We start from the raw sequence: 24919 nt of genomic DNA on the forward strand, positions 1-24919 counted from the left end.
CCATGGCAAAGAAATTAGAAGAAATGAGACAGTTAAAGGAAAAATACGAAAAGAGTGCAAAAAAAGCATTTGACAAAGTATTATCCCCGAAAAAAACGTCATCTGTCACACTGGAAGACAATCCCCTGATTTCCGCTGTTGTTAAAGTTGCCGAAGCCATGGGAATCGCGGTGAAGATCCCGCCGCTCAGAAAGCTGTACAGCGGCGAGAACCAGTTCAAACTGATTGCCGAGGAATCCGGTTTTCGCTATCGATCAGTGGAACTGAAAGATGACTGGTACAAAAATGACAACGGCCCCATTTTGGCATTCACCAAAGAAGGGGCGGCAGTAGCGCTGATACCGTCTTCGTCAACCCGTTATAAATGCAAGACTTACGAGGGCGAGGAGAAAGAGGTTGATGGAAGTTTTGAGCTTTCGGATGCTTATGTTTTTTATCCGCCGCTGCCTAAAGAGCCCGTATCCTTCAGGAAAATGGTGAAACTGGGAGCGAAGCTGATTCAAAGAAGAGATTTTATCGGGATGATTGTTTTAGCGGTGGCGGCTTCGCTTTTATCCCTACTGCCTTCAATCGCCATGCAGCAGGCCTTTAACGTCTGGATCCCCCAAAACCAGTCCATCGCCATTTTGGTCGTGGGTTTAATACTGGTGGCTGTTGCAGTCAGTCGGGGCTTGTTTACAATGGTTCAAAGTTTGTGTATTCTGAGAATTCAGGGTAAACTGTCGATTTTACAGAATTCTCTGCTTGATAAACTGCTGTCCCTGTCTGCTTCTTTTTTCAAGCAGTATTCATCAGGGGCTCTGGCACTTCGGGCAACCGGATTTGCAACCATTCAAAAAATACTATCTGTTAATGTGATCACGATGATTATTACGACTGCATTTTCGATTGTCAATGGATTTTATATTTTTTCGATTAATGCGACGATTGGATTTATCGCCATGGGTTTAACTGCGCTCAGTGTTTTTTTAACGCTGATTATTGGGAAAATGCAGATGAAATGTCAGCGAAAGTCGATTAAAATGACTAACAACATTTCAGGAATGGTTTTGGAGTTGATTACCTCAGTTTCTCGGTTGCGAGTGGCCGGTGCCGAAAGTCGGGCCTATTTAAAATGGGTCAATGAGTATGCGGCGCAGCGGGAAGTTGAGTATAAAAGAGGCAAACTTACGGCACTGCTGCGTTTGTCAACCATTGCGCTGCCAACCTTGTGCATGTGTGTCATTTATTATTATGTGAGTATTAACAGCATTTCATCCGGGGATTTTGTCGCCATCAATTCGGCATTTGTAATTTTTATTTCATCTCTATTAGGCCTTGTTCAGGCGCTGATTGCGGTAAATAGTGTAATTCCCCAATATGAGAATACAAAGCCTATTATCGATGGTGTCCCGGAAGTAGATTCGTTTAAAACCACCCCGGGGAAAATTCTGGGAGATATCGAAATCACGCACTTGAGATTTAGCTATTATGAAGGAGGACCGACGATACTGGACAATATTTCCATCAGTATCAAGCATGGTGAATATGTGGCCATTATAGGGGCGTCAGGGAGTGGCAAATCAACACTTTTACGGTTGCTTCTCGGCTTTGAAAAACCAACAAACGGCAATATTTACTGTGGGGGTTATGATTTAGAAAGTGTGGATATCCGGGAAATCAGAAAACAGATGGGGGTCGTGCTACAGGACAGCCAGTTGATTCCGGGGGATATCCTGTCCAATATTGCTGGTTCAAAGAAGGAATTAACCGAAGACGATGTCTGGGAATTGCTTAAAAAGGTGGGGATGGATGAGGAAATCCGGGAAATGCCCATGGGTCTTAAAACCATGGTGGCCGAAGGTGCAGGTACCCTGTCAGGGGGGCAGCGGCAAAAACTTTTAATCGCCAGAGCCATTGCGGCCACCCCAGCCATCATCTTTTTTGATGAAGCTACCAGCGCCCTGGATAACCGATCCCAGAAGATTGTTTCGGAAAGCATGAAAAATCTGGATGCGACCCGCCTTGTCATTGCTCACCGCCTCAGCACGATTCTGGATTGCGACCGGATTTTGGTTCTTGAAAAAGGAAATATTGTTGAAGAAGGCTCCTACGAGGAACTGATGAAAAACAAGTCCTATTTTTATAAATACGCAAAAAGGCAACTGCTTTGATAAAAGAAGCTGCTGCAATTTTTTAATTGCAACAGCTTCTTTATTTTTCAGTGCTGTATGTGATAAAATTGATGTCCATTGGGATCGCCCGCTATGTTTTTTAGGATTGGCTTACGACACCAAAATTATCTTATCATCGAAGGCTCTTTTACAACATAAGCCACACTATCCACTATCCTATTCTTATTTAAGTGTTTTAGCGTAAATGCCAATTTTTTTATCCATATTTGAAATATGTTTGGTCAGCCAGTCAATAATCATTTGGTTGGCGTTAATAATCAAGGTAATATTACCCCCAGAGGTCTGATACTCCTTCTTCAGTTTGGCAAGATCCGCAATGAATTTCTTGTGAGCCGTTTTTTGCGACTCGATCTCCGGATAGCGAATACTTTGCATATACATTTCTTCATCATGAAAATGCTGCTTGGTATAATCATCAAGAAAATCAAACATTTGAACCACAACTTCACTTGATTTCCCTTTTTTACCAGCTTGAAACAGCTGATCAGCTTTTTCAAACCATACTTTATGCTGAGAATCAATATTTTCCACGCCCACGGACAGGTTAGGAGTCCATACAATAGCCATTTTAAAATCCTCCTAGTGATTGAAATTAATATATTAAGTATACTATGAATAAAAAATAAATCAAGAGTGATTCTAATATAAAATTCATTTTAATATAAAAACAGATGATGAAACAGTATACCTGTTTCATCATCTGTTTCAAGAAATGAAAACCAGACGATGTATAGACGGTGGTGAATTTCGCGAAGGGGAGCGATGTTGCTGTTTGTTCAGTAGCTATTAAACTCCCAACACCATTTTGACAAAGAGGCGAAGTTCAGATAAAATAATGATTAGAGTGTTTTTGACACTCTAATCATTATTTGTTCGAAATTTCATTGTTCGATAGCCTAAAATCATAATTTAGACTTTACAAGGTTTGTAAATTATGATACTATGTTTTCACTTAAAAAAATAAACTTTTGATTGAAAATAGTAGCTGTTTGAAAGATGCTTCAGTGAGTTGCAGAGAGTGTGAATGCAACAGTAATCGCAATAGTGAATGGATTCATGAGGGTGAAAAGAAAAGCTGCAGCAGCTGAGTAATATTCAACGGGATTTCCGTCCGTTATCATAGGAAAGCGTATGTTAGTGCGTTTAAAGTGGATGGATACCAACTTTTATAAGCTGGTTATTTACATCAATTTAGGTGGTACCGCAGGAATTTTAACTCCTGTCCTTTTTAGGACAGGAGTTTTTTTTGTTGAATAAATTTAGGAAGGAGAAAAGGAATGATAACCAGTGTGTATTTATCAAATTATTCAGTTGGAGAATCAAGCTATGATGAAATTGATCAAATCTGCTCACCTTATGGCAAGCAGGTGGTATTGATTGTTGGTGATCATGGTTACGGAAAGGCGAAACCATATTTGGATGAAGCTCTGAAGAAAAGCAATCTTTGGGCTGAAAAACCAGTGTATTTTGGAGGCGAGTGCACCTTTGAAAATGTCGAAAAGCTCAAAAAAGAACCGGCCGTGAAGAATGCGGATATGATTTTCGCAATTGGCGGAGGCCGGGTATTGGATACGGGAAAATGTCTCGGTGAACAGATCCAGAAACCGGTTTTCGCCTTTCCCACAATTGCTTCCAACTGTGCCGCCTGCACCAGTGTTTCGATTATGTATCAACCGGACGGCAGTTTTTTAAAACCGGAATTTTTGAAAGAACCCCCTAAACATGCGTTTATTAACACTAAAATTCTGGTGGAGGCGCCGGTCAAATATCTTTGGGCCGGTCTGGGAGACACCTATGCGAAGTATTATGAAGTATCCATTTCCGCCAGGGGAGAAGCGCTTAACCAATCCCTGACCCTGGGGGTTCATATCAGCCATCAATGTGCCGATGGAGTCATCAAACATGGTTTGGGTGCACTGGCAGCGAATGAAGCAAAGATTGCAAATGAGGATTTTGAACAGACGATTCTGACAATTATTGTGACCACCGCATTGGTATCGATTCTGGTCACCCTGGATCATTCCCCTGATTATAACAGCGGCCTGGCGCATGCAATCTATTATACCCTGACATCGATGCCGGACTTCGAGGAAGAAAAACATCTGCATGGTGAAATTGTTGCCTTCGGCGTACTGATTCTGTTGCTGGTGGATCAGCAAAAAGAGGAATTTAAGCGCGTCTATCAATTTAATTGTGCGTCGAAACTGCCCCATTCATTGGCAGATTTGGATTTGAATCCGGCCATCATGGCACCCTATTTAGAAACAATCACTGAAATGGCGGATATTCGCCACAATCCCTATGTCATTACGTTGGATATGCTCAAGACAGCATTTCAGGAGCTGGAAACCATCAATAAAACAAAGAAGAAAGAGGAGAGAAAGAAATGAAAAAGAGTTTATTAAAGAAAATTACAGCGGTCATTCTGACTGCATTTATGGTAACTTCATTAGCAGCCTGCAGTGCATCGACGACTGATAAGGGAACAACTGGAAAAAAACTAAAAGTGGGCATCATCCAGATGATTGAAAATGGTGCTTTCGACGATATGAGAGATGGCTTTATTCAGGAACTCCGGGATAAGGGCTATTCAGAAGATCAGTTGGAAATTGTGGTTAAAAATGCCCAGGGAGATACATCCAATTTGAACACCATTGCTCAGGAAATGTCGGATGGAAGCTATGATTTAGTGGCAACCATTGCGACACCGGCATCCCAGACATTTGTGAATATGAAGTCTCAAACACCCCAGGTATTCATCGCCGTATCGGATCCAGTCAAAGCCGGAATTGTATCAACAATGGAAAAACCAGACCATAATGCAACTGGTACATCCAATCCAATTCCGGTGCAGAAGATCATCGATCTTTCCAAAACGTTGACACCCGGCATTAAAACATTCGGCATCATTTACAACACCAGCGAAGTCAATTCGGTCAGTACCGTTAATAAGGCCAAAGAATATATGGCAGCCCAGGGATATACCGTTCAAGAAGCGGTCGTCACCAATTCTTCCGAAGTGCAGCAGGCCATTGAGGGCTTGTTAAGTGGTGTTGATGCGATCTTTATACCGAACGACAGTGTCATTCAGAATGCCATGCCAACCGTGGCCGAAGCAGCTAAAACAGCGAAAAAACCGGTATACGGAAGTTCAGCAGTTATGGTTAACAGTGGGGCATTGGCAACCGTCGCAATTGGAGATAAAGCGATCGGTGCAGCGACCGCAGATATGGCTATTGAAATCCTTAAGGGAAAATCACCGGCTGATATTCCGGCCGTCAATGTCGAAGCAACCAGTACAGTTATCAATCAGACAACCGCAGATGCCATCGGCGTGACGATCCCGGCCGAAAGCAGTCAATCAACAACCATCGTAAAATAAGAAAAGAGTCAGGGGCGGCGGACGTTCAAAGGAGAAAAAAATTATGTCATTAGTTATCGGTTCCCTACAATTGGGATTGATTTACAGTCTCATTGCGATGGGCATCTATATCAGTTTTAAAGTACTGAATATTCCTGATTTAACAGCTGAGGGAAGTTTCACATTTGGCATGGCTGTGATGGCAGTATGTGTAACCGGAGGACATCCGATCTTGGGAATTTTCCTCTCTTTACTGGCCGGGGCGGCGGCCGGTCTGGTAACTGCGCTGCTGCATACAAAACTGCGTATTCCAGCTATTTTATCCGGGATTCTCACAATGACGGGGTTGTATACCATCAACCTGATGGTGATGGGGGGCTCATCCAACCTGACATTGTTGGGAGTAACCACGATCTATGATATGGTTGGCGGCGGACTGCCACTGAGTTTCACGATTGCCAAAATTCTGATATCGTTGATCGTTGCAGTCGTGATGATCGCGATTCTGGTGATTTTTTTTAAAACCAACTGCGGACTCTGCATTCGCGCCATTGGAGACAATGAAGAGATGGCCCGGTCGTCATCCATGAGTGTTGATTTATATAAAACCATGGGATTGATGGTGAGCAACGCACTGATTGGATTGTGCGGCGGCCTGATTGCCTGCGACCAGGGCTATGCGGACATGACTTCGGGGGCGGGTATGCTGGTTATCGGTTTGGCGGCGGTTATTATTGGCGAGGCGTTCATCCGCAGGCGAACGATCTTTGCCGGCCTGATGAGCTGCGTACTGGGGTCGATCATCTACCGACTGATTCTGGCAGTAGCCGTCAGTACCAGAATCTTCCCTGCTTATGCGATGAAACTTCTTTCAGCGATTATCGTTGCCATTGCCCTGGCTATTCCAGCCTATCAATACTACAAGGAAAACTACCAGTTGAAGAAGAGGAACAAACATGCTTAAAATCAAAGATTTACATAAAAATTTCAAAATCGACAATGGGGCCGATAATCACATTTTAAATGGGTTGAATTTAACCATCGAAAACGGAGAATTTGTTACGGTTTTAGGGAATAATGGCGCCGGAAAATCCACTCTCTTCAATTTGATTGGCGGAACGATACTGCCGAATGAAGGCTACATCTATCTTGATGAAGAAGATATTACCTTTATGCCGGAACATAAGCGGTCTAAATTTATTGGGAGAGTGTTCCAAAGTCCGATGAAGGGAACCGCTCCGCATTTAACTGTTGCGGAAAATTTAGCGCTGGCCTATGGCCGACAAAACCGAAAGAATTTCAACTGGGCGCTGACGCGACAGCTCAAAGCTATTTTTCGCGAGAAATTATCGGAAGCGGGAATGGGGCTTGAAGATAAATTAAACAGCAAGATTATGGATTTGTCAGGGGGGCAGTGTCAGGTGGTGGCCTTGATTATGTGCACCATCAAACCGCCGGAATTAATCCTTTTGGATGAGCATACAGCCGCCCTGGACCCAAAGACAGCTGAAGACGTCATGGCGTTTACCGAGCGAATTATCGAAAAGGACCAGCTGACCGCTTTGATGATTACCCATCATCTGGAAGATGCGATTCGTTATGGAAATCGACTCATTATGATGGATCGCGGCGTGGTCGCTCATGATTTTATCGGGGCGGCGAAGAATGATCTGACGCCGGAAAAACTGCGCACCTTATATCATTTAAAAGAAAGCTAGGGAAGGCCGTTATGAAAGAGCCATTTATTAAACTGCCGCCAACTGTGAAAAGGGAAGTGCTGGTGGCTGAAAAAGCATGTACCCTGGTTAAAATGTTTGTTAAAGCGGGAACGAATCCGCCCTTGCATACACATCCCCATGAGCAGATCGATTATATGATTAGCGGTGCTGCAGATGTCAGCATAGAGGGGGTCGTCACCCATGTGAAACAGGGAGAGGCAATTCATATTCCCGGAGGCGCCGAACACGTTTTTTTGCCGAGTGAAGAAGATCAGGAATTCCTGGAGTTTTTTACTCCGGGTAGAGAAGATATTTAATATAGAAGGTGCAAAAATGATGCATCGAGATGGCAGGACAAAACGCATTAGACGAAGCTGATGCGTTTTTTTACGTTCATTAAAGTTATCTTAAGTGATTGATAGCGAAAACAAATGAAATTGTTTACAATTGAGGATTCATCGTTTTGTTGATGTTGAGTTGATGTTTGTCAATTATAATTTATCCAAATCCAAATATAAGAGTAAGAAAAATATAAAAGGTTGGTGCAAAAATGTCAAAATTAATTGGTATCGATTTAGGAACAACAAATTCCTGTGTTGCCGTCATGGAGGGAAGCTCCCCGGTTATCATTCCTAATGAAAACGGAGGAAGAACAACGCCATCAATTGTCGCATTTACAAAACAGGGGGAACGATTGGTGGGGGAACCGGCTAAAAGACAGATGGCTATTAATCCGGAAAGAACAATCAGTTCAATTAAGCGTGAAATGGGAAGTGACTATCACATTAAAATTGACGGAAAACAATATAAACCACAGGAAATTTCGGCAATGATTCTGCAAAAATTAAAAATGGACGCAGAAATATTTTTGGGAGAACCCGTTACCGATGCCGTCATTACGGTGCCGGCATATTTTACCGATTCACAGCGTCAGGCAACCAAGGATGCGGGAAAAATTGCCGGATTGAATGTTCAAAGAATCATTAATGAGCCAACCGCAGCCGCTTTAGCCTATGGTGTCAATAAGGAAAACGCCCAGAAGATCATGGTTTACGATTTGGGCGGGGGAACTTTTGATGTTTCGATCTTGGAGATTAACGACGGCGTCATCGAGGTGCTGGCAACATCAGGAAATAATCGCCTTGGGGGCGATGATTTTGATGCCGTGCTGACCGATTATATTCTTAAAGAATTAAAACGGGAGACAGCCTGTAATATTAGTCATGATGCCAGCGCTCTGGCCCGGGTAAGAGAAGCCGGAGAACAGGCTAAAATGGAGTTGAGCGGTATCGTCGAAACCCGTATCAGTTTACCATTTATAAGCCAGAACAAATCCGGCCCGGTGAACTTTGAAATGAAGATCAGCCGCAGTAAATTTAATGAATTAACCGCTCATCTCGTCAAGCAGACAATGGAACCGGTACGTCAGGCCATGAGTGATGCCGACCTTGATATAGCGAACATCAATCATGTCATTTTAGTTGGGGGTTCAACGCGAATCCCCGCGGTTCAGGAGGCCGTCAGGCAATATACCCAAAAAGAACCGCTGCGGGGAATTAATCCGGATGAGGGGGTGGCAATCGGGGCGTCTTTACAGGCGGGAGTACTGACCGGTGCGGTCAATGGATTGCTGCTTTTGGATATCACCCCGCTGTCACTGGGGATTGAAACAGTGGGTGGTGTCTATTCGAAAATTATCAATCGCAATACCACCCTGCCGATTAGAAAAAGCGAAGTTTATTCCACGGCAAGAAACTTTCAGACCTCGGTTGAGATCCATGTTCTCCAGGGCGAGCGGGAGCGGGCAAAATTCAATAAAACCCTTGGAAAATTTAAGCTCAGTGGTATTCGTCGGGCGGCGAGAGGGGTTCCTCAAATAGAAGTAAGCTTTGAGCTTGATGCAAATGGAATCGTGAATGTTTCAGCAAAAGATTTGGGCACCGGGAAGATGCAACAGATAACCATTACCGCCTCATCCAATTTGAGTCAGTCGGAAATAGATCAGGCGATTCGTGATGCTAAACAATATGAAGCGGAAGATCGACAGCATAAGGAAGAGGAAAATGCTAAAAATGAAGTGGAAAGCTTAATCTATCAGGCGGCTGAACTTAGTAAGAAACTTAATAAAGAAGATCGCAGGATATTGAAAGAAGAAGTCAAAAAAGCTAAAAAAACATTGAGATCCAAGGACAAAGCAGAAACTAGTGAGGCCGGGCATCAACTTTCGGATTTAATGGAATCGCTCAAAAAAAATGTTGTGGATAATGGGGCTAACTCGGATGATCTGGATGATGATGACGACGATACCTTTAATACTGATTTTAAAGAAAAATAAATTGCAGTTATCATGGTTGTTTAAACAAAATATAATATTAAACAGGTATACTTGATACTATAATAATTTAGAAGAGGTAGAATCGTAATGAATTTGGACCCATATAATGTATTAGGCGTTGCTCATGATGCCAGTGATGAGGACGTTACAAAAGCTTATAAAAAACTGGCAAAAAAATATCACCCTGATTTGAATCCTGGCAATCAAGAAGCGGCAAAGAAAATGAGTGAGGTCAATGCTGCCTATGATGATATAAAGAGTGGCAAGGCAAACGGATATGGCACTGCTTATGGGATGAACGGAAATCAGAGCGGATCAGCCAGTCAGGGCCGGACAACTTACGATCCATTTGGCGGTTTTGGCGGGAATCAAAATACCGGCAGACAATCGGATCCTTTTGAAGGATTTGACCCTTTTGAATGGATTTTCGGTTCTTATTCCGATCAGAATCAGAACAACAGAAGCAGCGGTTTTGATCAGGCCAGAAACTATATCAATATGGGATATTATCAAGACGCATTAAATGTGCTGAATAATATTTCGGAAAGAAACGCAAAGTGGTATTATTATAGTGCGGTTGCAACTAACGAAATAGGTGATCAGGCCACTGCCCTCAATTACGCCAGAACGGCGGTTCAAATGGAACCGAGTAATACTGAATATCAAAGTGTCATGAATAAAATTGAAAAGGGCGGCCATTTCTATGAACGCCAAAAATCAACTTTTTCGCCACTTGGCACCATTATAAAAGTCTTTGTTGGATTTTATGTGATTCAGTTTTTGTTTTCGTTTTTGCATTTGATGTTTTAGAGCAATGTGTTTTAATAGATTAGGAGATTATAAGTGAATCGTTTAAAAGAGAAATTAGTAAAATTCATGTCTGGCCGCTATGGCGTCGATCAACTTTATTATGTCATGTTTGCATTATGGGCAGTGTTAATGGTTGTCAACATAAAAGTTGATTCACTGATTCTGGTGGTGATATCAGACGTGTTTATTGTTTTGGCCATTTTCAGAAGCTTTTCCAGAAATATCAGCAGGCGTTCCGGAGAAAACCAGAAATTGTTGAAAGTCTGGAATCTGGTAAGAAGAAAAGTGAAGTTGTTTTTTCGGCGATTCAAAGAAATCAGAGTTCATCGTTTTCGCACCTGTCCCCATTGTAAAAAGACCCTTCAGCTGCCGATTAAACGGGGAAAAAATATGGTGAAATGTCCCCGATGTCAGGAAAAATTTGAGGTTCATATTTTCCTGTAAACAGGGATTGAAATAAAAATACACAATATGCACTCAATTCCAGCGCTGGGGGTTGGGTGCATATTGGGTTATCGGGGTGAAATTTTGATTAAGCTATTAGTGGTTGAAGATGATATAAATACAAGGAAATTGATGAAAGTCGTACTCAGCAGTGACGGATATGAGCCGATATTGGCAAATAATGCGGAGGAAGCACTGGAAAAATTGGCGAGTTTTAAAATTGATCTGGTTGTGATGGATATTATGATGCCGGGGATGGACGGTTTTGAGCTGACAAAAAAATTGCGTTTGGATGGTTGCATGATTCCCATTTTGATGGTGACGGCAAAAGAGAATCCGATGGACGTAAAACACGGGTTTATAACCGGAACCGATGATTATATGGTTAAGCCGGTGGATGAAGATGAAATGCTGCTTCGGATTGCCGCTCTGCTCAGACGGTCCCAAATTAAAAATGAAAGAAAAATCGAAATTAAATCCGTTGTTCTCGATTACGATACCCTGTCAGTGACCCGGGGAGAAGAAGTGGTGACACTGCCACAAAAAGAATTCCAAATTCTATTTAAACTCCTGTCTTATCCAAACCAGATATTTACCAGGGTTCAGATCATGGATGATTTTTGGGGATTAGAGAGCGAATCCGATCCGCACACTGTGGATGTTCATATCAACCGGATCCGAAATCGCTTCCATAAATATAATGAATTTGAAATTGTGACGATTCGGGGGCTGGGCTATAAGGCGGTGAGAAAAGTTTGAAACCATTCTATAAATTTAATGTTATCCTGACAGTGTTTGCCTTCATCGTTCTGGCTTTATCCGGATTTCTATCAGCATCCTTCCTGTTTCTTTTATTAACTTTCTTTGGCAGAATGGATTCCGGATTTTTGCTGGTCATTTTTCCAATGACCAGTGTTTTTATTGGCATGTTTTTATCAACGGCGTTCAGCAGACGGATCGTAAAACCCATTAACGATTTAATCTCAGCGACAAATGAAGTAACCAAAGGCAATTTCGACGTTCAGGTTGAAAGCACCGATAGATCCAATGAGCTGAATGATTTGATCCACAGTTTTAACAACATGGCAAAAGAGCTTGAAAGCATCGAAATATTCCGCAATGATTTTATCAATAATTTCTCCCATGAGTTTAAAACGCCCATTGTTTCCATTAAGGGTTTTGCAAAGCAATTGCAAAAGGATGATCTGTCAAAAGAGGACCGAAAAGAATTTACCGACATCATCATTTCCGAATCCGATCGATTAACTCATATGGCAACCAATATTCTGCTTTTAAATAAGTATGAAAATCAGGAAATTCTGTCCAGTCAGACAAGCTTTTTATTGGATGAGGAAATTCGAAAGGTATTGGTGATTTTGGAAAAGGAGTGGAGCCAGAAAGAACTGACTCTGGATTTGCTCATGGATGAAGTCCATTATACTGGAAATGAAGAAATGCTTTCCCAGGTATGGATGAATCTGATCAGCAATGCCATTAAATTCAGTGACGATTATGGGATCCTCACTGTTCGCTGTTTTGAGGAAGAAAAATCCGTCATCGTTCAGATTACTGATTATGGGATCGGCATGTCGGAAGAGACCGTCGCTCATATTTTCGAAAAATTCTATCAGGGGGATCTGGGGCATAAAGCTCAAGGAAATGGTTTAGGACTGTCCATTGTCAAACGTATTTTGAATATTTGCGGAGGCGATATTGAGGTACAGAGCGCAATCGGAAAGGGGTCCACATTTATCGTCCGACTACCTAAAAATGCTGCGGACAAATAAAGTTCAAGCTGATTATTTATCGCCGGTCCAATAAAAATAATCAGCTTTGAAAATTTTGCTATTTAATCGGTTGCGAAATTATTTAAAACCGAAAGTGATATCTTTGATCACTTCGCCTGCCAGGATGAAACCAGCGACGGCAGGGACAAAGGAAACACTTCCGGGAATCGTCCGTCGGTCTGAGCATTTTCTTTGTGTTCCCGGGGGACAGACACAGTTTGTTCGGCAATTGTTGGTTTGATTTTCAATTTGTTTTCTGGGCTCCTCAGTTGAATAGACGACCTTCAAATTTTTGACGCTTCTTTTTTTTAGCTCTTTGCGCATAATTTTTGCCAGGGGACACATGGAGGTTTCATAGATATCCGCAACTTTAAACTGTGTGGGATCCAATTTATTACCGGCGCCCATGCAGCTGATGATTGGAGTTCCTGCTTTTTGGGCCTGAAGAACCAGCTCGATTTTGGCGGTTAGCGTATCAAGCGAATCGACAACGTAAGAGTATGCCGAAAAGTCAAACTCATGAGCGTTTTCTGGGAGAAAGAAACATTTATAGACGTTAACTTCAGCATTCGGATTGATTTCCAGAATGCGTTCTTTCATGACATCCACTTTGTATTGGCCAATTGTTTTTCTGGTGGCGATCAGCTGGCGGTTTAAATTCGTCAGACAGACCTTATCATCGTCGATTAAGTCAAAGCTGCCGATGCCGCTTCGAACAAGGGCTTCTACGGTATAACTGCCCACGCCGCCGATTCCAAATATGGCCACTCTTGATTTCCCCAGCTTTTCGGTGGCTTCACTGCCTAATAATAATTCGGTTCTTGAAAATTGATTTAACATTAAATTTCTCCATTATTGTATTCATCCAGAAAATGATGCTTGATGCCATCTTTTTTATAGGCAATGATGGTATTGAGATTGACATTTTCCACACTTTTAAAAATATTGCTTTCGATGTAGGGGCTGGTCTTTTTAAATTGTTTGATCAGATTTTTCATTTCCAGACGTTTTGAATTGCCGCCCTGATTGTCGCTCAGCATACAATTTTCGGTAAATCGGCAGGCACATTGGAGGAACTGAAGGTCGTTGTGAAGTTTCCAGTTGATGATCGCTTCTTCCCGAATCAGGTACATGGGTCGAATCAATTCCATAGTTTCGAAATTAGTGCTTTTTAGTTTTGGCATCATTGTTTGAATCTGCCCGCCATAAAGCATGCCCATCAAAATCGTTTCGATGACATCATCGTAGTGATGACCCAGAGCGATTTTATTGCAGCCCAGATCCTGTGCCTTGTGATATAAATGTCCCCGTCGCATTCGGGCACAAAGGTAACAGGGGGATTTGTCGACATCCGCTACGGAATCAAAAATTTGAGTCTCGAAAATAGTGGCGTCAATATTTAAAATTGCCAGATTGTTTAAAATCATCTGTCGATTGATATCGTTATAACCGGGGTCCATGATCAGAAAAACTAATTCAAATTCAAATTTGTTGTGTCGCTTGAGCTCCTGAAAAAGCTTAGCCATCAACATGGAATCTTTTCCGCCGGAGATACACACGGCGATTTTATCGCCTTCGGATACGAGTTGGTATTTATTAATTCCTTCGGTAAAACGACACCAGATACTGCCGCGAAATTTCTTTTTTATACTTTGTTCAATTGCTTGGTATTTTTCCATTGACTGCTCCTATTTTTGAGTGAGATTATTGTAACAGGTATTGAATATTTTCAAAAAATCCTGAATTTCCGTTTCTGCTGTTAAATGGCAGATGCTGATTCGCCATGAACATTTAGCCAGGTTTCGGTTGCCGGTCACAGTATATACTGCTCTTGATGGGGTGATATCAGTTGAACAGGCTGATTTTGTCGAAACGCAGACGTCAAAATCATTAAGGGCTGATTGAAAGGCCATTGCTTTCACATTTTTCACGCTGACATTGAGAAAATGCGGAAGCGATCTAGCGGTGCTGTTAATCGTGACCAGCGGATAGTTTGCAAGTGCGTTTCTCAGCATCAGGTTTTTCGCTTTTACCAGTTGATAGCGCTCCGCACTCGTCTCGTAACAGATTTTCAAAGCGGCGGCCGTTGCGGCGGCACCGGCGGTATCCGGGGTTCCGCTTCGATAGACGCTGGTGCTGCTCCCACCATGAATCAGCGGTTCCAGCAGCACCGTTTCGTTTCTTAGCAGGACTCCGGTGCCCTTGAGTCCGAAGAATTTGTGCGGGGAAAAAGTGACCAAATCGATATTAATAAAACTTACGGGTATTTTTCCAACGGCCTGAGTGGCATCCACATGAAAATAACAGTTGGGATAGTTCATCAGGATTTCGCCTATTGCGGCAATGGGCTGGCAGATGCCCAGTTCACTGTCCACATAGCCAACCGAGACCAAGATGGTATCACTTCGAAGCAACGTTTTTAAATGATCGAGGTCCACCGACCCGTCTTTCTGAATCATGACTAAATCAATTTCATAACCCTGAGACTGCAGCCAGGTTAAGGTGCCACTGACTGAAGCGTGCTCCAGGCAGGTCGAGATGATGTGTTGGCCTTTGCCCCGGTAGGCCCTGGCGATGCCTTTGATCGCCAGATTGTTTGCCTCACTGGCGCCGGACGTATAGACCACTTCCATACCGGAACAACCCAGAATTTCTTTAATTGCTTCAGTCGATTCGGCAATTATTTTTTTAGCCTGCGCTCCGATGTGGTGTTTCGCATTTGGATTGCCGTAATACTTTTTACTGATATTACAAAAGGAATCCAGAACTTCATGATTAACCGGCGTATCCGCGGCGTAATCCAAATAAATCATTAATTTATATCTCCTAGTCATTAATCCATTCAATTGAAAGATGGGTTTAATAAAACGGTTTTTGAGAAGACAATAATAACTTGTGCAAAGACCGATTTGATAATTATACTATAGAAATAGTGGGAATTACAATTAAAGCCTTGGTATTTTTAAGAAATTGGAAAGTCAATCACCGGTTAAATTGGATGAAGTGATTTCAAAACGTTAATATTGACGAGTGAATTCTGATAAGCGTTATTATGGTTGCAAAGGCGGCGGCATGGCTGGTGAAAAATCGATCCCGGCTTTTACTGCCTGTGAATGTTGCAGTTTTCTGTCGATACGGTATAAACGTCCGTCTTTGACAAATTTTGCTCCGGTTTGTTTGAAATGAAAGGGAATATTTTTTTCAATGCACTGGGCCCGGATGTCGAGAATCCAGTCATAATTGCAGCTGCGTGCATTGCTCCCGGATTCGCCGCCCACAATCACTTCCTCAATTGAAGCAGTCAGCCAGGGAGTAAGATCAATTTTCTCCAATAATGGCTCACAGGTAATGCCCTTGTGTTTGATCGGCAGGCTTAACAGGATTGGCAGCCGGTAATTGGCTCGATCCTGATTTTCACAGGTTGAGTAGATGGTCACATTGTCATAGCCGTCGCACCAATCCAAAGGGAGACTTACTTCAAATCGGTCAATGCGCTTGGTAATAATGAAAAAATGCAGATCTCTTCTTAGTCGAATCATCTTCCATGCGTCAATGCGCCAATCATCAGCTAGATCAAGAAAAAAATCGGAACTGAAACAGGTAAAGACAGTTTCTCCGGGCTTCAGTTTGGATTCACCACTGCGTGTTTTCTTCAACGGCAAATTATAATTGCCTGTTTTGGATACAACCGATGCATCTCGATCAAATTTTGCATCCATCCGGTAGACGTAACAATTTTGACAGCCTGGGCTTATTTTATGACAGCCATGCCATGGGTTCCATTGGGCCATAGTATCAGTCCTTTCGTTATTATTTTAGGTATTTGTGAAGCTGAGCGCAAAGCTCATCTTCCTTTCGCAACTGCTATTATTATTTGTCGGAGAAAAGGGCGTATATCTCAACGTCGCAAAGATATGCCATATCCTATTTGGCCTAGTGGTATGTTAGATTGTTTTGGCAATGACGCTGATTGGAGATCATTTCTTCGGCTTGATTGCCATGTTACAGATAACTGATGTTACAATTATCGGCAGGATTAATTCTTATATGATCCCATTATAGCATGAACTTTTATTATTTGAAATTTCTGATATAATGGATAATATTATCAGAAATTAATTAATTATATATGGGAGATAGATGATGAAAATAGGTGCAATTCAAATGAAGGTGGCGCTGAAAAAAACAGAACATAATTATAATAATGCCGAGGTATTGCTTAGAAAAGCGGCTGAGGCTGGAGTGGATGTGGCAGTGCTTCCTGAAATGTGGAGTGGTGGGTTCCTTACAGAAGAATTGGAAGATCAGCTAGCTGATGTCGATGGACAGAGAACGAAAGCGTTTCTCAGTAGACTCGCAGAGGAACTTTGCATCAATATCGTCGGTGGTTCTGTGGCAACGAAAAAAGGAGAAAAATATTTTAACACCAGCTATATTGCAAACAGAGCGGGAGACATTATTGCTGAATATGATAAAACGCATCTCTTTAGTTTTGGTGGAGAAGAAAAGAAATATTCTCCCGGAGATCAGCTCGTAACTTTTCAAATTGATGGAGTGGATTGTGGAATTATTATCTGCTATGAGGTTCGATTTCCTGAATGGTGCAGAAAACAAGCACTGGCCGGATCAAAAATACTCTTTGTACCGGCCGAGTGGCCATTGGAAAGAGTCTCCCATTGGCGTATTTTGAACCAGGCAAGAGCCATTGAAAATCAGATGTTTGTTATATGTGTCAATGGTTGCGGAGAAATTGTGCCAAATAAATTCAATGCCGGAAATTCGATGATTATCAATCCTCGGGGAGAGATACTTGCAGATGCAGGAGAACTTCCACAGGAAATGATCATCCTGAGTGACGTCGATATTTCAGAAGTGGCAAATACGAGAAATAAAATGACCATCTTCCATGATAGAAGAGCGGATCTCTATTAGAGAAAAAGACCAAAATAACTTTTTTAAATTACTGCTTTACAAATGATGCATTTAACTGTAAAATATAACAGTTAGATGACCCATTGGTCAAGTGGTCAAGACACCACCCTCTCACGGTGGAATCAGGGGTTCGAGTCCCCTATGGGTCACCATTGGATATTACAGACGATTTCAGAGACAAACTGGAGATCGTCTTTTTTTTCGCAAAGACATGCTTTTGGGTCTTTGCCAGAAACGAAAGAGAGACCCGCAAAGCGCGTTTCAAATGATGATAAGGAGATTAATATGGATTACAATAAATTGGCGAATTTGCTTTTCCCGGACATAACAAAATCTGTGGCGGATTACGAGGAGCATTATCCAAAACGAAAGCTACCGCCTGAGGCAAAGGTGACACGTCTCGGCCCGAGTCCCACCGGTTTTATTCATTTGGGAAATCTGTATGGTGCATTTGCCGATGAACGGTTGGCCCATCAATCGGGTGGTGTATTTATCCTGCGGATCGAGGATACCGATCAAAAAAGAAAAGTTGAAGGATCAGAAGAGGTTGTCATCAAAGCGCTTGATTATTTCGGTATTCATTTTGATGAAGGGGCGACTTTAGATGGCGAAAAGGGTGAATATGGTCCCTACTATCAGAGTAACCGGGTGGCGATCTATCAGACGGTGGCAAAACATCTTGTTGAAATAGGCTGTGCCTATCCGTCTTTTGCAACAGCAGAAGAGTTGGATGAAATCCGACAGAAGCAGGAAGTCCAGAAATTGGTGCCAGGTTATTATGGGGAATGGGCATTGGATCGCAACCTTAACTATGAAGATATTGAAACTAAAATAAAAGCTGGAGAGCCATGGGTATTGCGGCTCTTGTCAACGGGCGATCCGTCAGAGACAATGCAAGTCGAGGATGCCATCAGAAAGAGTGTTCAGGTGCATCCAAACAATATGGATGCAGTGCTGCTGAAAACAAATGGTGTGCCGACCTATCATTTTGCCCATGTAGTGGATGATCATTTTATGCGCATCACCCATGTTGTTCGGGGAGAAGAATGGCTGTCTACGCTGCCGATTCATCTGGAACTGTTTGAAATACTGGGATGGGATCATCCGGTGTATTGTCATACTGCTCATCTGATGAAAATGGATGGCGACACAAAACGTAAGCTGTCTAAACGCAAGGATCCGGAAATGTCTCTTTCCTATTATGCCGAGGTGGGCCATTTCCCGGCGGCGGTTCGGGAGTATATTATCACATTGGCCAATTCCAATTATGAGGAATGGCACCAGGCGAATCCGGAACAGCCATTGGAAGAATTTCAGTTTTCACTGGAGCATATGTCCACCTCCGGGGCATTGTTTGATATGAACAAGCTCAATGATGTTGCCAAAGACGTCTTGCTCAAAACGAGTGAAGAAGACATTGCCGATTTCCTCATTAACTGGGCGACACGTTATAAAGAGGAAGCGGCTCCGATCTTCAACCGTGATCGGGATAAGCTCATCAAAATTCTGGCGATCGGCCGTGATGAGAAGAAACCGCGAAAAGACCTGGAATACTGCCAGCAGATTTTTGAATTTATCAGTTATTTCTTTGATGAGTGGTTCACCATCGTGGATGAGCTGCCTGAGAATGTCAATGCTCAGGCAGCCAGGGCGATCCTGACGGATTATCTGGCGACTTATGACCAAAATGATGACAATGGAAACTGGTTCAATAAAATCCGTGATATTACCGAAAAACTCGGTTATGCCGTCAAGATGAAGGACTACAAAAAACATCCCGAAGATTATAATGGCCACGTAGGGGATGTCAGCACAGTGGTGCGGCTGGCGGTTACCGGGCGTCGGAATTCGCCGGACATCTGGACCATTCAGCAGATTCTGGGTGAAAAATCGGTTCTTTCACGTCTGCAGACCTATATGGGAAGTCTTAGTTAATCTGGTTGTAGAAGCAGAGAATCGAAAAATATTTAAATGCATGTAATAAAGACACTGCTATTTCAAAATAACAGTGTCTTTATTGGGGTAATTATGCTAAAATAGCTTATAATTTAGTGGGAAGAAATGAATCTGAAAAGGGTTAAAATTTCCACAGTAAGGTAGGAAAAATAGGATGGCTGAAATACGGGATATCTTGGATTTGGCAAACGAAAATGGGTTTACAAAAGCGATTGAGATGGAGGTCTCATCAGTTTTATTAAATCCGGAAGTACGTAAAATGTGTGCGACTAACAAATGTCAGATGTACGACACTAACTGGGCATGTCCTCCTGGCTGCGGAACGTTGGAAGAATGTGAAGCAAAAGTAGCGAAATATAAACATGGTGTGCTTGTTCAAACAACTGGGGAACTAGAGGATAGCTTTGATTTTGAGGGGATGGAAGCGCTAAAAGAAAAACATGATGAAAGTTTTTCTAATTTTGTTGATCAGTTATACAATCTCAAGGTTAAAATGTTGCCGCTTGGGGATGGCTGTTGTCAAATATGCAAAAAATGCACCTATCCAGATGAAAAATGCCGATTCCCGGAGAAAGCATTTTCTTCCATGGAAGCCTTTGGTATTTTGGTAAGCGATTTGTGTAAATTAAATAATGTCGATTACTATTATGGCAAAAATACGCTGACTTATGTTGGCTGTGTGTTATTTGATTAATTTGTTTTAATTGGCATAGTCAGATAAAATTGGATCATCAGAAAAACCACCGGATGAACGGTGGTTTTTCTTTCGGGGTTTAAAAGTCCAGCCCGTTCGAGATTAAACCTCTAATTGGCGAGGATAAGTAAAATCATTTTCCATGGCTAGGAAAGTATATCCTTCAGCCTGGAGGGTTTCAATCACCGTTGACAGCGCCGCCCGGGTATCCGGTTTGCTTTCAGCATGGCACAATACAACGGAAACATCATGCTCGTGACAGCCGCAAATAATGGTCTGTGCGACGACGTCAGAGGCAGGTGGATCAGAGCCGCCATCACCAGAGGACACATTCCAATCGGCGTAATTCCAGCCTTGTTTAACCAGGCCCAGGACACAAGTTTCATTAGCATTTATTGAACCGCCGGGAAACCGGAAAATATGGCTGGTTTCAGTTAACCCTGTTATTTGTCGCTGGTATTGATCCAGAGCGTTAACGTCAGCATAAAAGGCTTCAGGGTTGCTGTAAAGATCATAGTCGTGGCTGCTGGTGTGATTGGCCAGCGTATGACCTTCATTGACGATGCGACGATAGGAAGCTTCAGCTTCAGCACCTTCATGACGAATGGTAAAGAAGGTGGCTTTCACATTGTAAGTGTTAAGAATATCCAGCACTTCCCCGGTATGATCACTGGGGCCGTCATCAAAGGTGAGAAAGACTACTTTTAGCCCCTCGGTGTCATTATTTCTCAGGCGGATCTTGATACTTTCCAAGGGATCATCAGTTCCCGTTTGTTGTGCTTCATCTGTATTTGCATCAGATGTTACTTCAGCATCTGCTTTCGTTTGGATATCCTGATCGCTGGTGGTTTCATCCGTGGATGCATCAACAAGAAGAGCAGACGCCTGGTATTTTTCTTTTTGGTTATTGATTGCCGAGGCAACATGGGTTACCAATGTGACCGAGGCTATTCCAATTATAATAAGAATTGCCAGGCTCATGAGACTGAAAGATATAAATCGAGGCATGGATTTTATTCGTAACTTAGATTTCTTTTTCATTTACTCCTCAGCTTCCTTATTTTATTTAGTAACCTTTGACGCATGTAAATGCCGTTGACCTACTTATATTTAACTATAGCAGAAAATGAATAAAAAGTGTAGACTGTTTTATAATTTTAATTACATATTTCCTGATGATTTTAATGAGAACCTGCTTGCCAGAAGTTTTGCTTTAACATGCTCACTTTCAGTCAGCTTAGTAAAAAGGAGAAACAAACATTGGATATCACTGTTGTTATTAGTCAAATGATTCAGCTTTTCTTGATCCTCACCCTGGGCTACATTTCTGCAAAAACAAAGGTTACCAATCAGAAATTTGGCATCCAGCTTTCTAATTTTATTTTGAGTATTACGATACCTTGTATGATGATTGCTTCGGTTGCTACCATGCCCAGCAATTCAGATAAAAATGATATCGTGTTGATGTTTATCATCTCAGTTCTTTTTTATATTATCATGCCCGTTGTTGCCTATTTGATCATTCGTATACTGGGGGTAAAAAAAGAAGAACGCAACCTGTATATGTACATGACTATCTGGTCCAATGTTGGCTTTATGGGATTTCCTGTTATTGCATCTATCTTTGGAGAAGGCGCTATCTTTTACGCAACGATCTTCAATCTTATCTTTAACGTCAGCAACTTTACTCTGGGGATTATGCTGATGTCCAAAGAAGGCAAAAATGCTCTCAATCTAAAAAACTTTTTAACCCCGGGAATGGTCGCTTCATTAATCGCCGTCGCGATGGTTGCCGCAAATATCCACCTGCCGGACATTTTGAATAATACGGTAAAAACCGTAGGTGACACCACGACGCCTTTGGCGATGATCGTCATTGGTATTTCACTTGCGGGTATTTCGATAAAAAGCGTATTTACGGAGCTGCGGCTTTATCCTTATGTGATCATCAAACAGATCCTGCTGCCTGGGGCAGCCTGGCTGATCCTTAAAAATTTCATTGCAAGTCCTTACATACTGGGGATCGTTATCATCATCATCGCCATGCCGGTCGCCACATCCGCGGTACTGTTTGCCAATAAATACGATAACAATGTTGCACTTGCCACCAAAGGCGTTTTTATTACAACCCTAGCATCCATTGTGACGATCCCAATTATCAGTTATCTGTTATTTTAAGTAACTGTTTTTGATTGTCTCCCATGACGTGGTTATCAATAAATTCAAACTGTTATGAAAATAGCAGTTTTTTTTATTTTTTGCTTGTATGTGACGTAACGTCATGAAGTATACTATGCTTGTGGAGGACAATATGAAAAAAGATAAATTATTTACGGTGGGCGAAATAGCAAAACAGATGGGTGTGACAGTACGGACATTGCAGTATTATGATAAATTGAATCTTTTAAAACCAAGTGAAATGAGTGAAGGCGGTCGCAGATTATACACGCAGAAGGATATCATTAGACTACATCAAGTGCTATCTTTTAAATATCTGGGATTTTCTCTGGATGAAATAAAAAACAACCTGTTTCCATTGGATACACCCCAGGAAGTATGCTCAGCGCTTGAACAGCAAAGAGAAATCATCAAGGAAGAAATCATTAATCTGCAGACATCCCTGGATGCAATTAATGCATTGCATGATGAAGTCATTGCAATTGATTCGGTTGATTTTGGAAAATATGCAGATATCATTGCTCTGTTAAGGAAAGAAAATAAAAATTACTGGGTATTCAAAAATTTCAGTCCCCGTCTTGAAGATCATGTGCGAGAAAGATATATGGATATGCCTGAGAAAGGAAACGAATTGTATGAACAGTATCTTCAAATTCTTGATGAATCAGTCATTCTGTCTCAGAAGGGGGAACCTTTTGATTCAGAAAAAAGTATCGGTCTCGGTAAAAAATGGTGGAATATAGTTTTAGATTTTACCGGAGGAGACATGTCTTTTTTACCGGAGTTGCAAAAATTTAATTTAAATTCAAAAGAAGGCTGGAATGAAGAGATTGCCAAAAAACAGGATACTGTTAATGATTTTCTCGGAGGAATTCTTAGAGCCTATTTCATTCAGATGGGATATGAATTTCCATCAATTGAGGAGGAACAAAAATGAAAGAAGTGATTCAAGTATCGTCACTAGTGAAAAGTTATTCGAACAAAAAAGTACTCGATCAAATCTCGTTTCCAGTCTATAAAGGAGAGATTTTAGCATTGTTGGGAACAAATGGGGCTGGGAAAACAACAATTCTTGAATGTATTGAGGGACTTAAAAAATATGAAAAGGGCGAAATAAAATTAAGTGGACAATTAGGCGTACAGCTGCAATCATCTTCCCTTCCAAATGAAATTAAGGCAAAGGAAGCACTGACACTTTTTTCAAAATGGAATCATAGCAAAATGGATCAATCTGTTTTTGATGCACTGGGAATTTCTGAGTTTTCCAATAAGCAATACAAACAGTTATCAACCGGACAAAAGCGAAGATTGCATCTGGCCATTGCTTTGATTGGAAATCCGGATATCGTCATTTTAGACGAACCAACTGCCGGGCTGGATGTCGAAGGACGGGTTGCGTTGCATCATTTAATAAAGAAGTTGTCTAAAGATGGAAAAACATTCTTGATTGCCAGTCATGATATGGCTGAAGTTGAGGAATTATGTGAGCGGGTGGTGATTTTAAAAGATGGAAAAATAGAATATCAGGGAACCGTGGATGAATTAACCCAGAACACGCAGGAAAGTTATCATATCGAATTGAAGACGGAAAACAAAATCACGTTTGCAAGTTTGAAATTCAGCAATTGGATCGGCGAATCAAAAGGTTATCAAAGTTATGAAGTTTTAGACATAAATCAAGGCCTGGCAGAATTGATTAATATCCATAAGATTAATAATACTGAAATTATTGATCTGAAAGTCAAAAAGGTATCTCTTGAAAACCGTTTTATGGAAATAACGAAGGAGGAAATTGCATGAATGCATTTATTTATCAACTGGGTTTACAGTGGCGACTGGATATTCGTAATCGAGGGATTCTGTTAACTTATTATTTGATTCCATTGGGGTTCTTTCTGTTTATGGGGGGCATCTTTACATCCATTAATCCGGAGGCTTATCAGACAATTATTCCGTCAATGACGGTGTTTGGAGTAACCATGGGAGCGGTTCTGGGAATGCCGACTCAGCTGGTAACGGTATTTGGGACGGACATAAAAAAATCATATATCGTTGGAAAAATACCACTGTGGACCGCAGTAGCAGTTAATATTTTATCCTGTTTTTTTCATCTGATGATCATGAGCTTGATTATCCTGCTGATTGCTCCGATTTTATTTGGTGCCGTTATTCCTGCACAAATCGGAGTTTATCTGGTAAATACAGCTATTTTCATTATGGCAACTTTATCGATTGGCTCAATTCTGGGCGTTTTTGTAAAAAACGGCTCAAAATTAAGCATTGTTGCACAAGTGATTTTTTTACCTTCTATTATGTTATCCGGAATTATGTTTTCCACCGATTTGCTGCCTGAATTTCTCGAAAAAGCCGGTCTTGTGTTGCCGGCAACCTGGGGATTTAAGAATCTTTGCGATAGCGGAATAGATCTTAATAATATTTTCCCATTGCTTTTGATGATTGTTATTTCATTTCTCATTGTTACTTTGAAATTGATGAGGAGTAAAACAGAATAAAAGAAATTAATTGGCAA

At 41.7% G+C, this 24919-nt stretch carries 24 protein-coding genes, 1 tRNA gene and 1 other annotated feature; of the genes, 19 read left to right on the forward strand and 6 right to left on the reverse strand.

The window, feature by feature from the left end:
• The first annotated feature begins 2 nt into the window (after positions 1-2).
• A complete protein-coding gene (locus FZC40_RS06945) occupies positions 3-2153 on the forward strand; it encodes an NHLP bacteriocin export ABC transporter permease/ATPase subunit (protein ID WP_148603180.1) in 2151 nt (716 codons plus the stop codon).
• A gap of 183 nt (positions 2154-2336) precedes the next feature.
• Here FZC40_RS06945 and FZC40_RS06950 read toward each other — a convergent pair whose 3' ends face one another.
• Positions 2337-2741 carry a bacteriohemerythrin gene (locus tag FZC40_RS06950; RefSeq protein WP_148566108.1) on the reverse strand — a complete coding sequence of 135 codons (405 nt, stop codon included), beginning with the start codon at positions 2739-2741 and terminating at the stop codon, positions 2337-2339.
• Positions 2742-3133: 392 nt separating this feature from the next.
• Positions 3134-3404 (forward strand) — a binding site (T-box leader).
• Between the two features lie 47 nt (positions 3405-3451).
• Between FZC40_RS06950 and FZC40_RS06955 the strand changes: the two genes are divergently transcribed.
• From FZC40_RS06955 to FZC40_RS07000, 10 genes are all read left to right on the forward strand, one after another.
• Positions 3452-4564 (forward strand): iron-containing alcohol dehydrogenase family protein, encoded by a 1113-nt coding sequence (locus FZC40_RS06955; protein WP_148603181.1) that lies wholly within the window; start codon positions 3452-3454, stop codon positions 4562-4564.
• Positions 4561-5556, forward strand: coding sequence for an ABC transporter substrate-binding protein (locus FZC40_RS06960; RefSeq protein ID WP_148603182.1), 996 nt, complete (start codon positions 4561-4563; stop codon positions 5554-5556). Before FZC40_RS06955 ends, FZC40_RS06960 begins: the two co-directional genes overlap by 4 nt.
• A 43-nt stretch (positions 5557-5599) precedes the next feature.
• Entirely contained in the window at positions 5600-6499 is a 900-nt protein-coding gene (locus FZC40_RS06965; protein WP_148603183.1) for an ABC transporter permease, read from the forward strand.
• Entirely contained in the window at positions 6492-7253 is a 762-nt protein-coding gene (locus FZC40_RS06970; protein ID WP_148603184.1) for an ABC transporter ATP-binding protein, read from the forward strand. Before FZC40_RS06965 ends, FZC40_RS06970 begins: the two co-directional genes overlap by 8 nt.
• 11 nt (positions 7254-7264) lie before the next feature.
• Positions 7265-7570 (forward strand): cupin domain-containing protein, encoded by a 306-nt coding sequence (locus FZC40_RS06975; protein ID WP_148603185.1) that lies wholly within the window; start codon positions 7265-7267, stop codon positions 7568-7570.
• A gap of 233 nt (positions 7571-7803) precedes the next feature.
• Positions 7804-9588 carry a molecular chaperone DnaK gene (dnaK, locus tag FZC40_RS06980; RefSeq protein WP_148603186.1) on the forward strand — a complete coding sequence of 595 codons (1785 nt, stop codon included), beginning with the start codon at positions 7804-7806 and terminating at the stop codon, positions 9586-9588.
• An 87-nt stretch (positions 9589-9675) separates the two neighbouring features.
• On the forward strand, positions 9676-10398 hold the full coding sequence (locus FZC40_RS06985; RefSeq protein WP_148603187.1) for a DnaJ domain-containing protein: 723 nt from the start codon (positions 9676-9678) through the stop codon (positions 10396-10398).
• Positions 10399-10431: 33 nt separating this feature from the next.
• A complete protein-coding gene (locus tag FZC40_RS06990) occupies positions 10432-10842 on the forward strand; it encodes a zinc ribbon domain-containing protein (protein ID WP_148603188.1) in 411 nt (136 codons plus the stop codon).
• Positions 10843-10926: 84 nt separating this feature from the next.
• A complete protein-coding gene (locus FZC40_RS06995; protein ID WP_148603189.1) occupies positions 10927-11601 on the forward strand; it encodes a response regulator transcription factor in 675 nt (224 codons plus the stop codon).
• Positions 11598-12629, forward strand: coding sequence for a HAMP domain-containing sensor histidine kinase (locus FZC40_RS07000; RefSeq protein ID WP_148603190.1), 1032 nt, complete (start codon positions 11598-11600; stop codon positions 12627-12629). The genes FZC40_RS06995 and FZC40_RS07000 overlap by 4 nt, the downstream gene beginning before the upstream one ends.
• Before the next feature lie 78 nt (positions 12630-12707).
• On the opposite strand, the gene FZC40_RS07005 is transcribed toward FZC40_RS07000, so the two are convergent.
• The 4 genes from FZC40_RS07005 to FZC40_RS07015 all read right to left on the reverse strand — a co-directional run bounded on the left by FZC40_RS07005 (position 12708) and on the right by FZC40_RS07015 (position 16420).
• Positions 12708-13469, reverse strand: a complete 762-nt coding sequence (locus FZC40_RS07005; RefSeq protein ID WP_148603191.1) for a tRNA threonylcarbamoyladenosine dehydratase — start codon at positions 13467-13469, stop codon at positions 12708-12710.
• The gene (locus FZC40_RS17080; RefSeq protein ID WP_186843719.1) at positions 13469-14308 is read right to left on the reverse strand and encodes a PP-loop family protein; all 840 of its coding nucleotides are present in this window, start codon (positions 14306-14308) and stop codon (positions 13469-13471) included. The genes FZC40_RS07005 and FZC40_RS17080 overlap by 1 nt, the downstream gene beginning before the upstream one ends.
• Positions 14309-14317: 9 nt before the next feature.
• The gene (locus FZC40_RS17085) at positions 14318-15442 is read right to left on the reverse strand and encodes a cysteine desulfurase family protein (RefSeq protein ID WP_186843720.1); all 1125 of its coding nucleotides are present in this window, start codon (positions 15440-15442) and stop codon (positions 14318-14320) included.
• 237 nt (positions 15443-15679) lie between these two features.
• Positions 15680-16420, reverse strand: a complete 741-nt coding sequence (locus tag FZC40_RS07015; RefSeq protein ID WP_148603192.1) for a DUF5131 family protein — start codon at positions 16418-16420, stop codon at positions 15680-15682.
• 352 nt (positions 16421-16772) lie between these two features.
• Here FZC40_RS07015 and FZC40_RS07020 point away from each other — a divergent pair, with 352 nt between their 5' ends.
• The 4 genes from FZC40_RS07020 (at position 16773) to FZC40_RS07035 (ending at position 20211) form a co-directional block, all read left to right on the forward strand.
• The gene (locus FZC40_RS07020; protein WP_187389061.1) at positions 16773-17561 is read left to right on the forward strand and encodes a carbon-nitrogen family hydrolase; all 789 of its coding nucleotides are present in this window, start codon (positions 16773-16775) and stop codon (positions 17559-17561) included.
• A gap of 77 nt (positions 17562-17638) precedes the next feature.
• Positions 17639-17713: transfer RNA gene (locus FZC40_RS07025), tRNA-Glu, on the forward strand.
• A 133-nt stretch (positions 17714-17846) separates the two neighbouring features.
• Positions 17847-19496: a glutamate--tRNA ligase gene (gene gltX / locus FZC40_RS07030; protein ID WP_148603194.1), complete on the forward strand. Its 1650-nt coding sequence runs from the start codon at positions 17847-17849 to the stop codon at positions 19494-19496.
• A 175-nt stretch (positions 19497-19671) separates the two neighbouring features.
• Positions 19672-20211 carry a DUF2284 domain-containing protein gene (locus tag FZC40_RS07035; RefSeq protein ID WP_148603195.1) on the forward strand — a complete coding sequence of 180 codons (540 nt, stop codon included), beginning with the start codon at positions 19672-19674 and terminating at the stop codon, positions 20209-20211.
• 102 nt (positions 20212-20313) lie between these two features.
• Here the strand turns inward: FZC40_RS07035 and FZC40_RS07040 are convergent, their stop codons facing one another.
• Positions 20314-21252 (reverse strand): polysaccharide deacetylase family protein, encoded by a 939-nt coding sequence (locus FZC40_RS07040; RefSeq protein WP_148603196.1) that lies wholly within the window; start codon positions 21250-21252, stop codon positions 20314-20316.
• Between the two features lie 219 nt (positions 21253-21471).
• Between FZC40_RS07040 and FZC40_RS07045 the strand changes: the two genes are divergently transcribed.
• From FZC40_RS07045 to FZC40_RS07060, 4 genes are all read left to right on the forward strand, one after another.
• Positions 21472-22389: an AEC family transporter gene (locus FZC40_RS07045; protein ID WP_148603197.1), complete on the forward strand. Its 918-nt coding sequence runs from the start codon at positions 21472-21474 to the stop codon at positions 22387-22389.
• A 133-nt stretch (positions 22390-22522) separates the two neighbouring features.
• Entirely contained in the window at positions 22523-23326 is an 804-nt protein-coding gene (locus tag FZC40_RS07050) for a MerR family transcriptional regulator (RefSeq protein WP_148603198.1), read from the forward strand.
• A complete protein-coding gene (locus FZC40_RS07055; RefSeq protein WP_148603199.1) occupies positions 23323-24189 on the forward strand; it encodes an ABC transporter ATP-binding protein in 867 nt (288 codons plus the stop codon). Before FZC40_RS07050 ends, FZC40_RS07055 begins: the two co-directional genes overlap by 4 nt.
• Positions 24186-24902, forward strand: a complete 717-nt coding sequence (locus FZC40_RS07060; RefSeq protein ID WP_148603200.1) for an ABC transporter permease — start codon at positions 24186-24188, stop codon at positions 24900-24902. The genes FZC40_RS07055 and FZC40_RS07060 overlap by 4 nt, the downstream gene beginning before the upstream one ends.
• The last annotated feature ends 17 nt before the right edge of the window (positions 24903-24919 follow it).

The sequence above is a fragment of the Acetobacterium tundrae genome, from assembly GCF_008086615.1.
GTDB classification, from domain to species: domain Bacteria; phylum Bacillota; class Clostridia; order Eubacteriales; family Eubacteriaceae; genus Acetobacterium; species Acetobacterium tundrae.

Coding starts and splice junctions, on each gene's coding strand:
- FZC40_RS06945 (WP_148603180.1), top strand. CDS start 3: ATGGCAAAGAAATTAGAAGAAATGAGACAGTTAAAGGAAAAATACGAA.
- FZC40_RS06950 (WP_148566108.1), bottom strand. CDS start 2,741: ATGGCTATTGTATGGACTCCTAACCTGTCCGTGGGCGTGGAAAATATT.
- FZC40_RS06955 (WP_148603181.1), top strand. CDS start 3,452: ATGATAACCAGTGTGTATTTATCAAATTATTCAGTTGGAGAATCAAGC.
- FZC40_RS06960 (WP_148603182.1), top strand. CDS start 4,561: ATGAAAAAGAGTTTATTAAAGAAAATTACAGCGGTCATTCTGACTGCA.
- FZC40_RS06965 (WP_148603183.1), top strand. CDS start 5,600: ATGTCATTAGTTATCGGTTCCCTACAATTGGGATTGATTTACAGTCTC.
- FZC40_RS06970 (WP_148603184.1), top strand. CDS start 6,492: ATGCTTAAAATCAAAGATTTACATAAAAATTTCAAAATCGACAATGGG.
- FZC40_RS06975 (WP_148603185.1), top strand. CDS start 7,265: ATGAAAGAGCCATTTATTAAACTGCCGCCAACTGTGAAAAGGGAAGTG.
- dnaK (WP_148603186.1), top strand. CDS start 7,804: ATGTCAAAATTAATTGGTATCGATTTAGGAACAACAAATTCCTGTGTT.
- FZC40_RS06985 (WP_148603187.1), top strand. CDS start 9,676: ATGAATTTGGACCCATATAATGTATTAGGCGTTGCTCATGATGCCAGT.
- FZC40_RS07005 (WP_148603191.1), bottom strand. CDS start 13,469: ATGTTAAATCAATTTTCAAGAACCGAATTATTATTAGGCAGTGAAGCC.
- FZC40_RS17080 (WP_186843719.1), bottom strand. CDS start 14,308: ATGGAAAAATACCAAGCAATTGAACAAAGTATAAAAAAGAAATTTCGC.
- FZC40_RS17085 (WP_186843720.1), bottom strand. CDS start 15,442: ATGATTTATTTGGATTACGCCGCGGATACGCCGGTTAATCATGAAGTT.
- FZC40_RS07015 (WP_148603192.1), bottom strand. CDS start 16,420: ATGGCCCAATGGAACCCATGGCATGGCTGTCATAAAATAAGCCCAGGC.
- FZC40_RS07020 (WP_187389061.1), top strand. CDS start 16,773: ATGAAAATAGGTGCAATTCAAATGAAGGTGGCGCTGAAAAAAACAGAA.
- gltX (WP_148603194.1), top strand. CDS start 17,847: ATGGATTACAATAAATTGGCGAATTTGCTTTTCCCGGACATAACAAAA.
- FZC40_RS07035 (WP_148603195.1), top strand. CDS start 19,672: ATGGCTGAAATACGGGATATCTTGGATTTGGCAAACGAAAATGGGTTT.
- FZC40_RS07040 (WP_148603196.1), bottom strand. CDS start 21,252: ATGAAAAAGAAATCTAAGTTACGAATAAAATCCATGCCTCGATTTATA.
- FZC40_RS07050 (WP_148603198.1), top strand. CDS start 22,523: ATGAAAAAAGATAAATTATTTACGGTGGGCGAAATAGCAAAACAGATG.
- FZC40_RS07055 (WP_148603199.1), top strand. CDS start 23,323: ATGAAAGAAGTGATTCAAGTATCGTCACTAGTGAAAAGTTATTCGAAC.
- FZC40_RS07060 (WP_148603200.1), top strand. CDS start 24,186: ATGAATGCATTTATTTATCAACTGGGTTTACAGTGGCGACTGGATATT.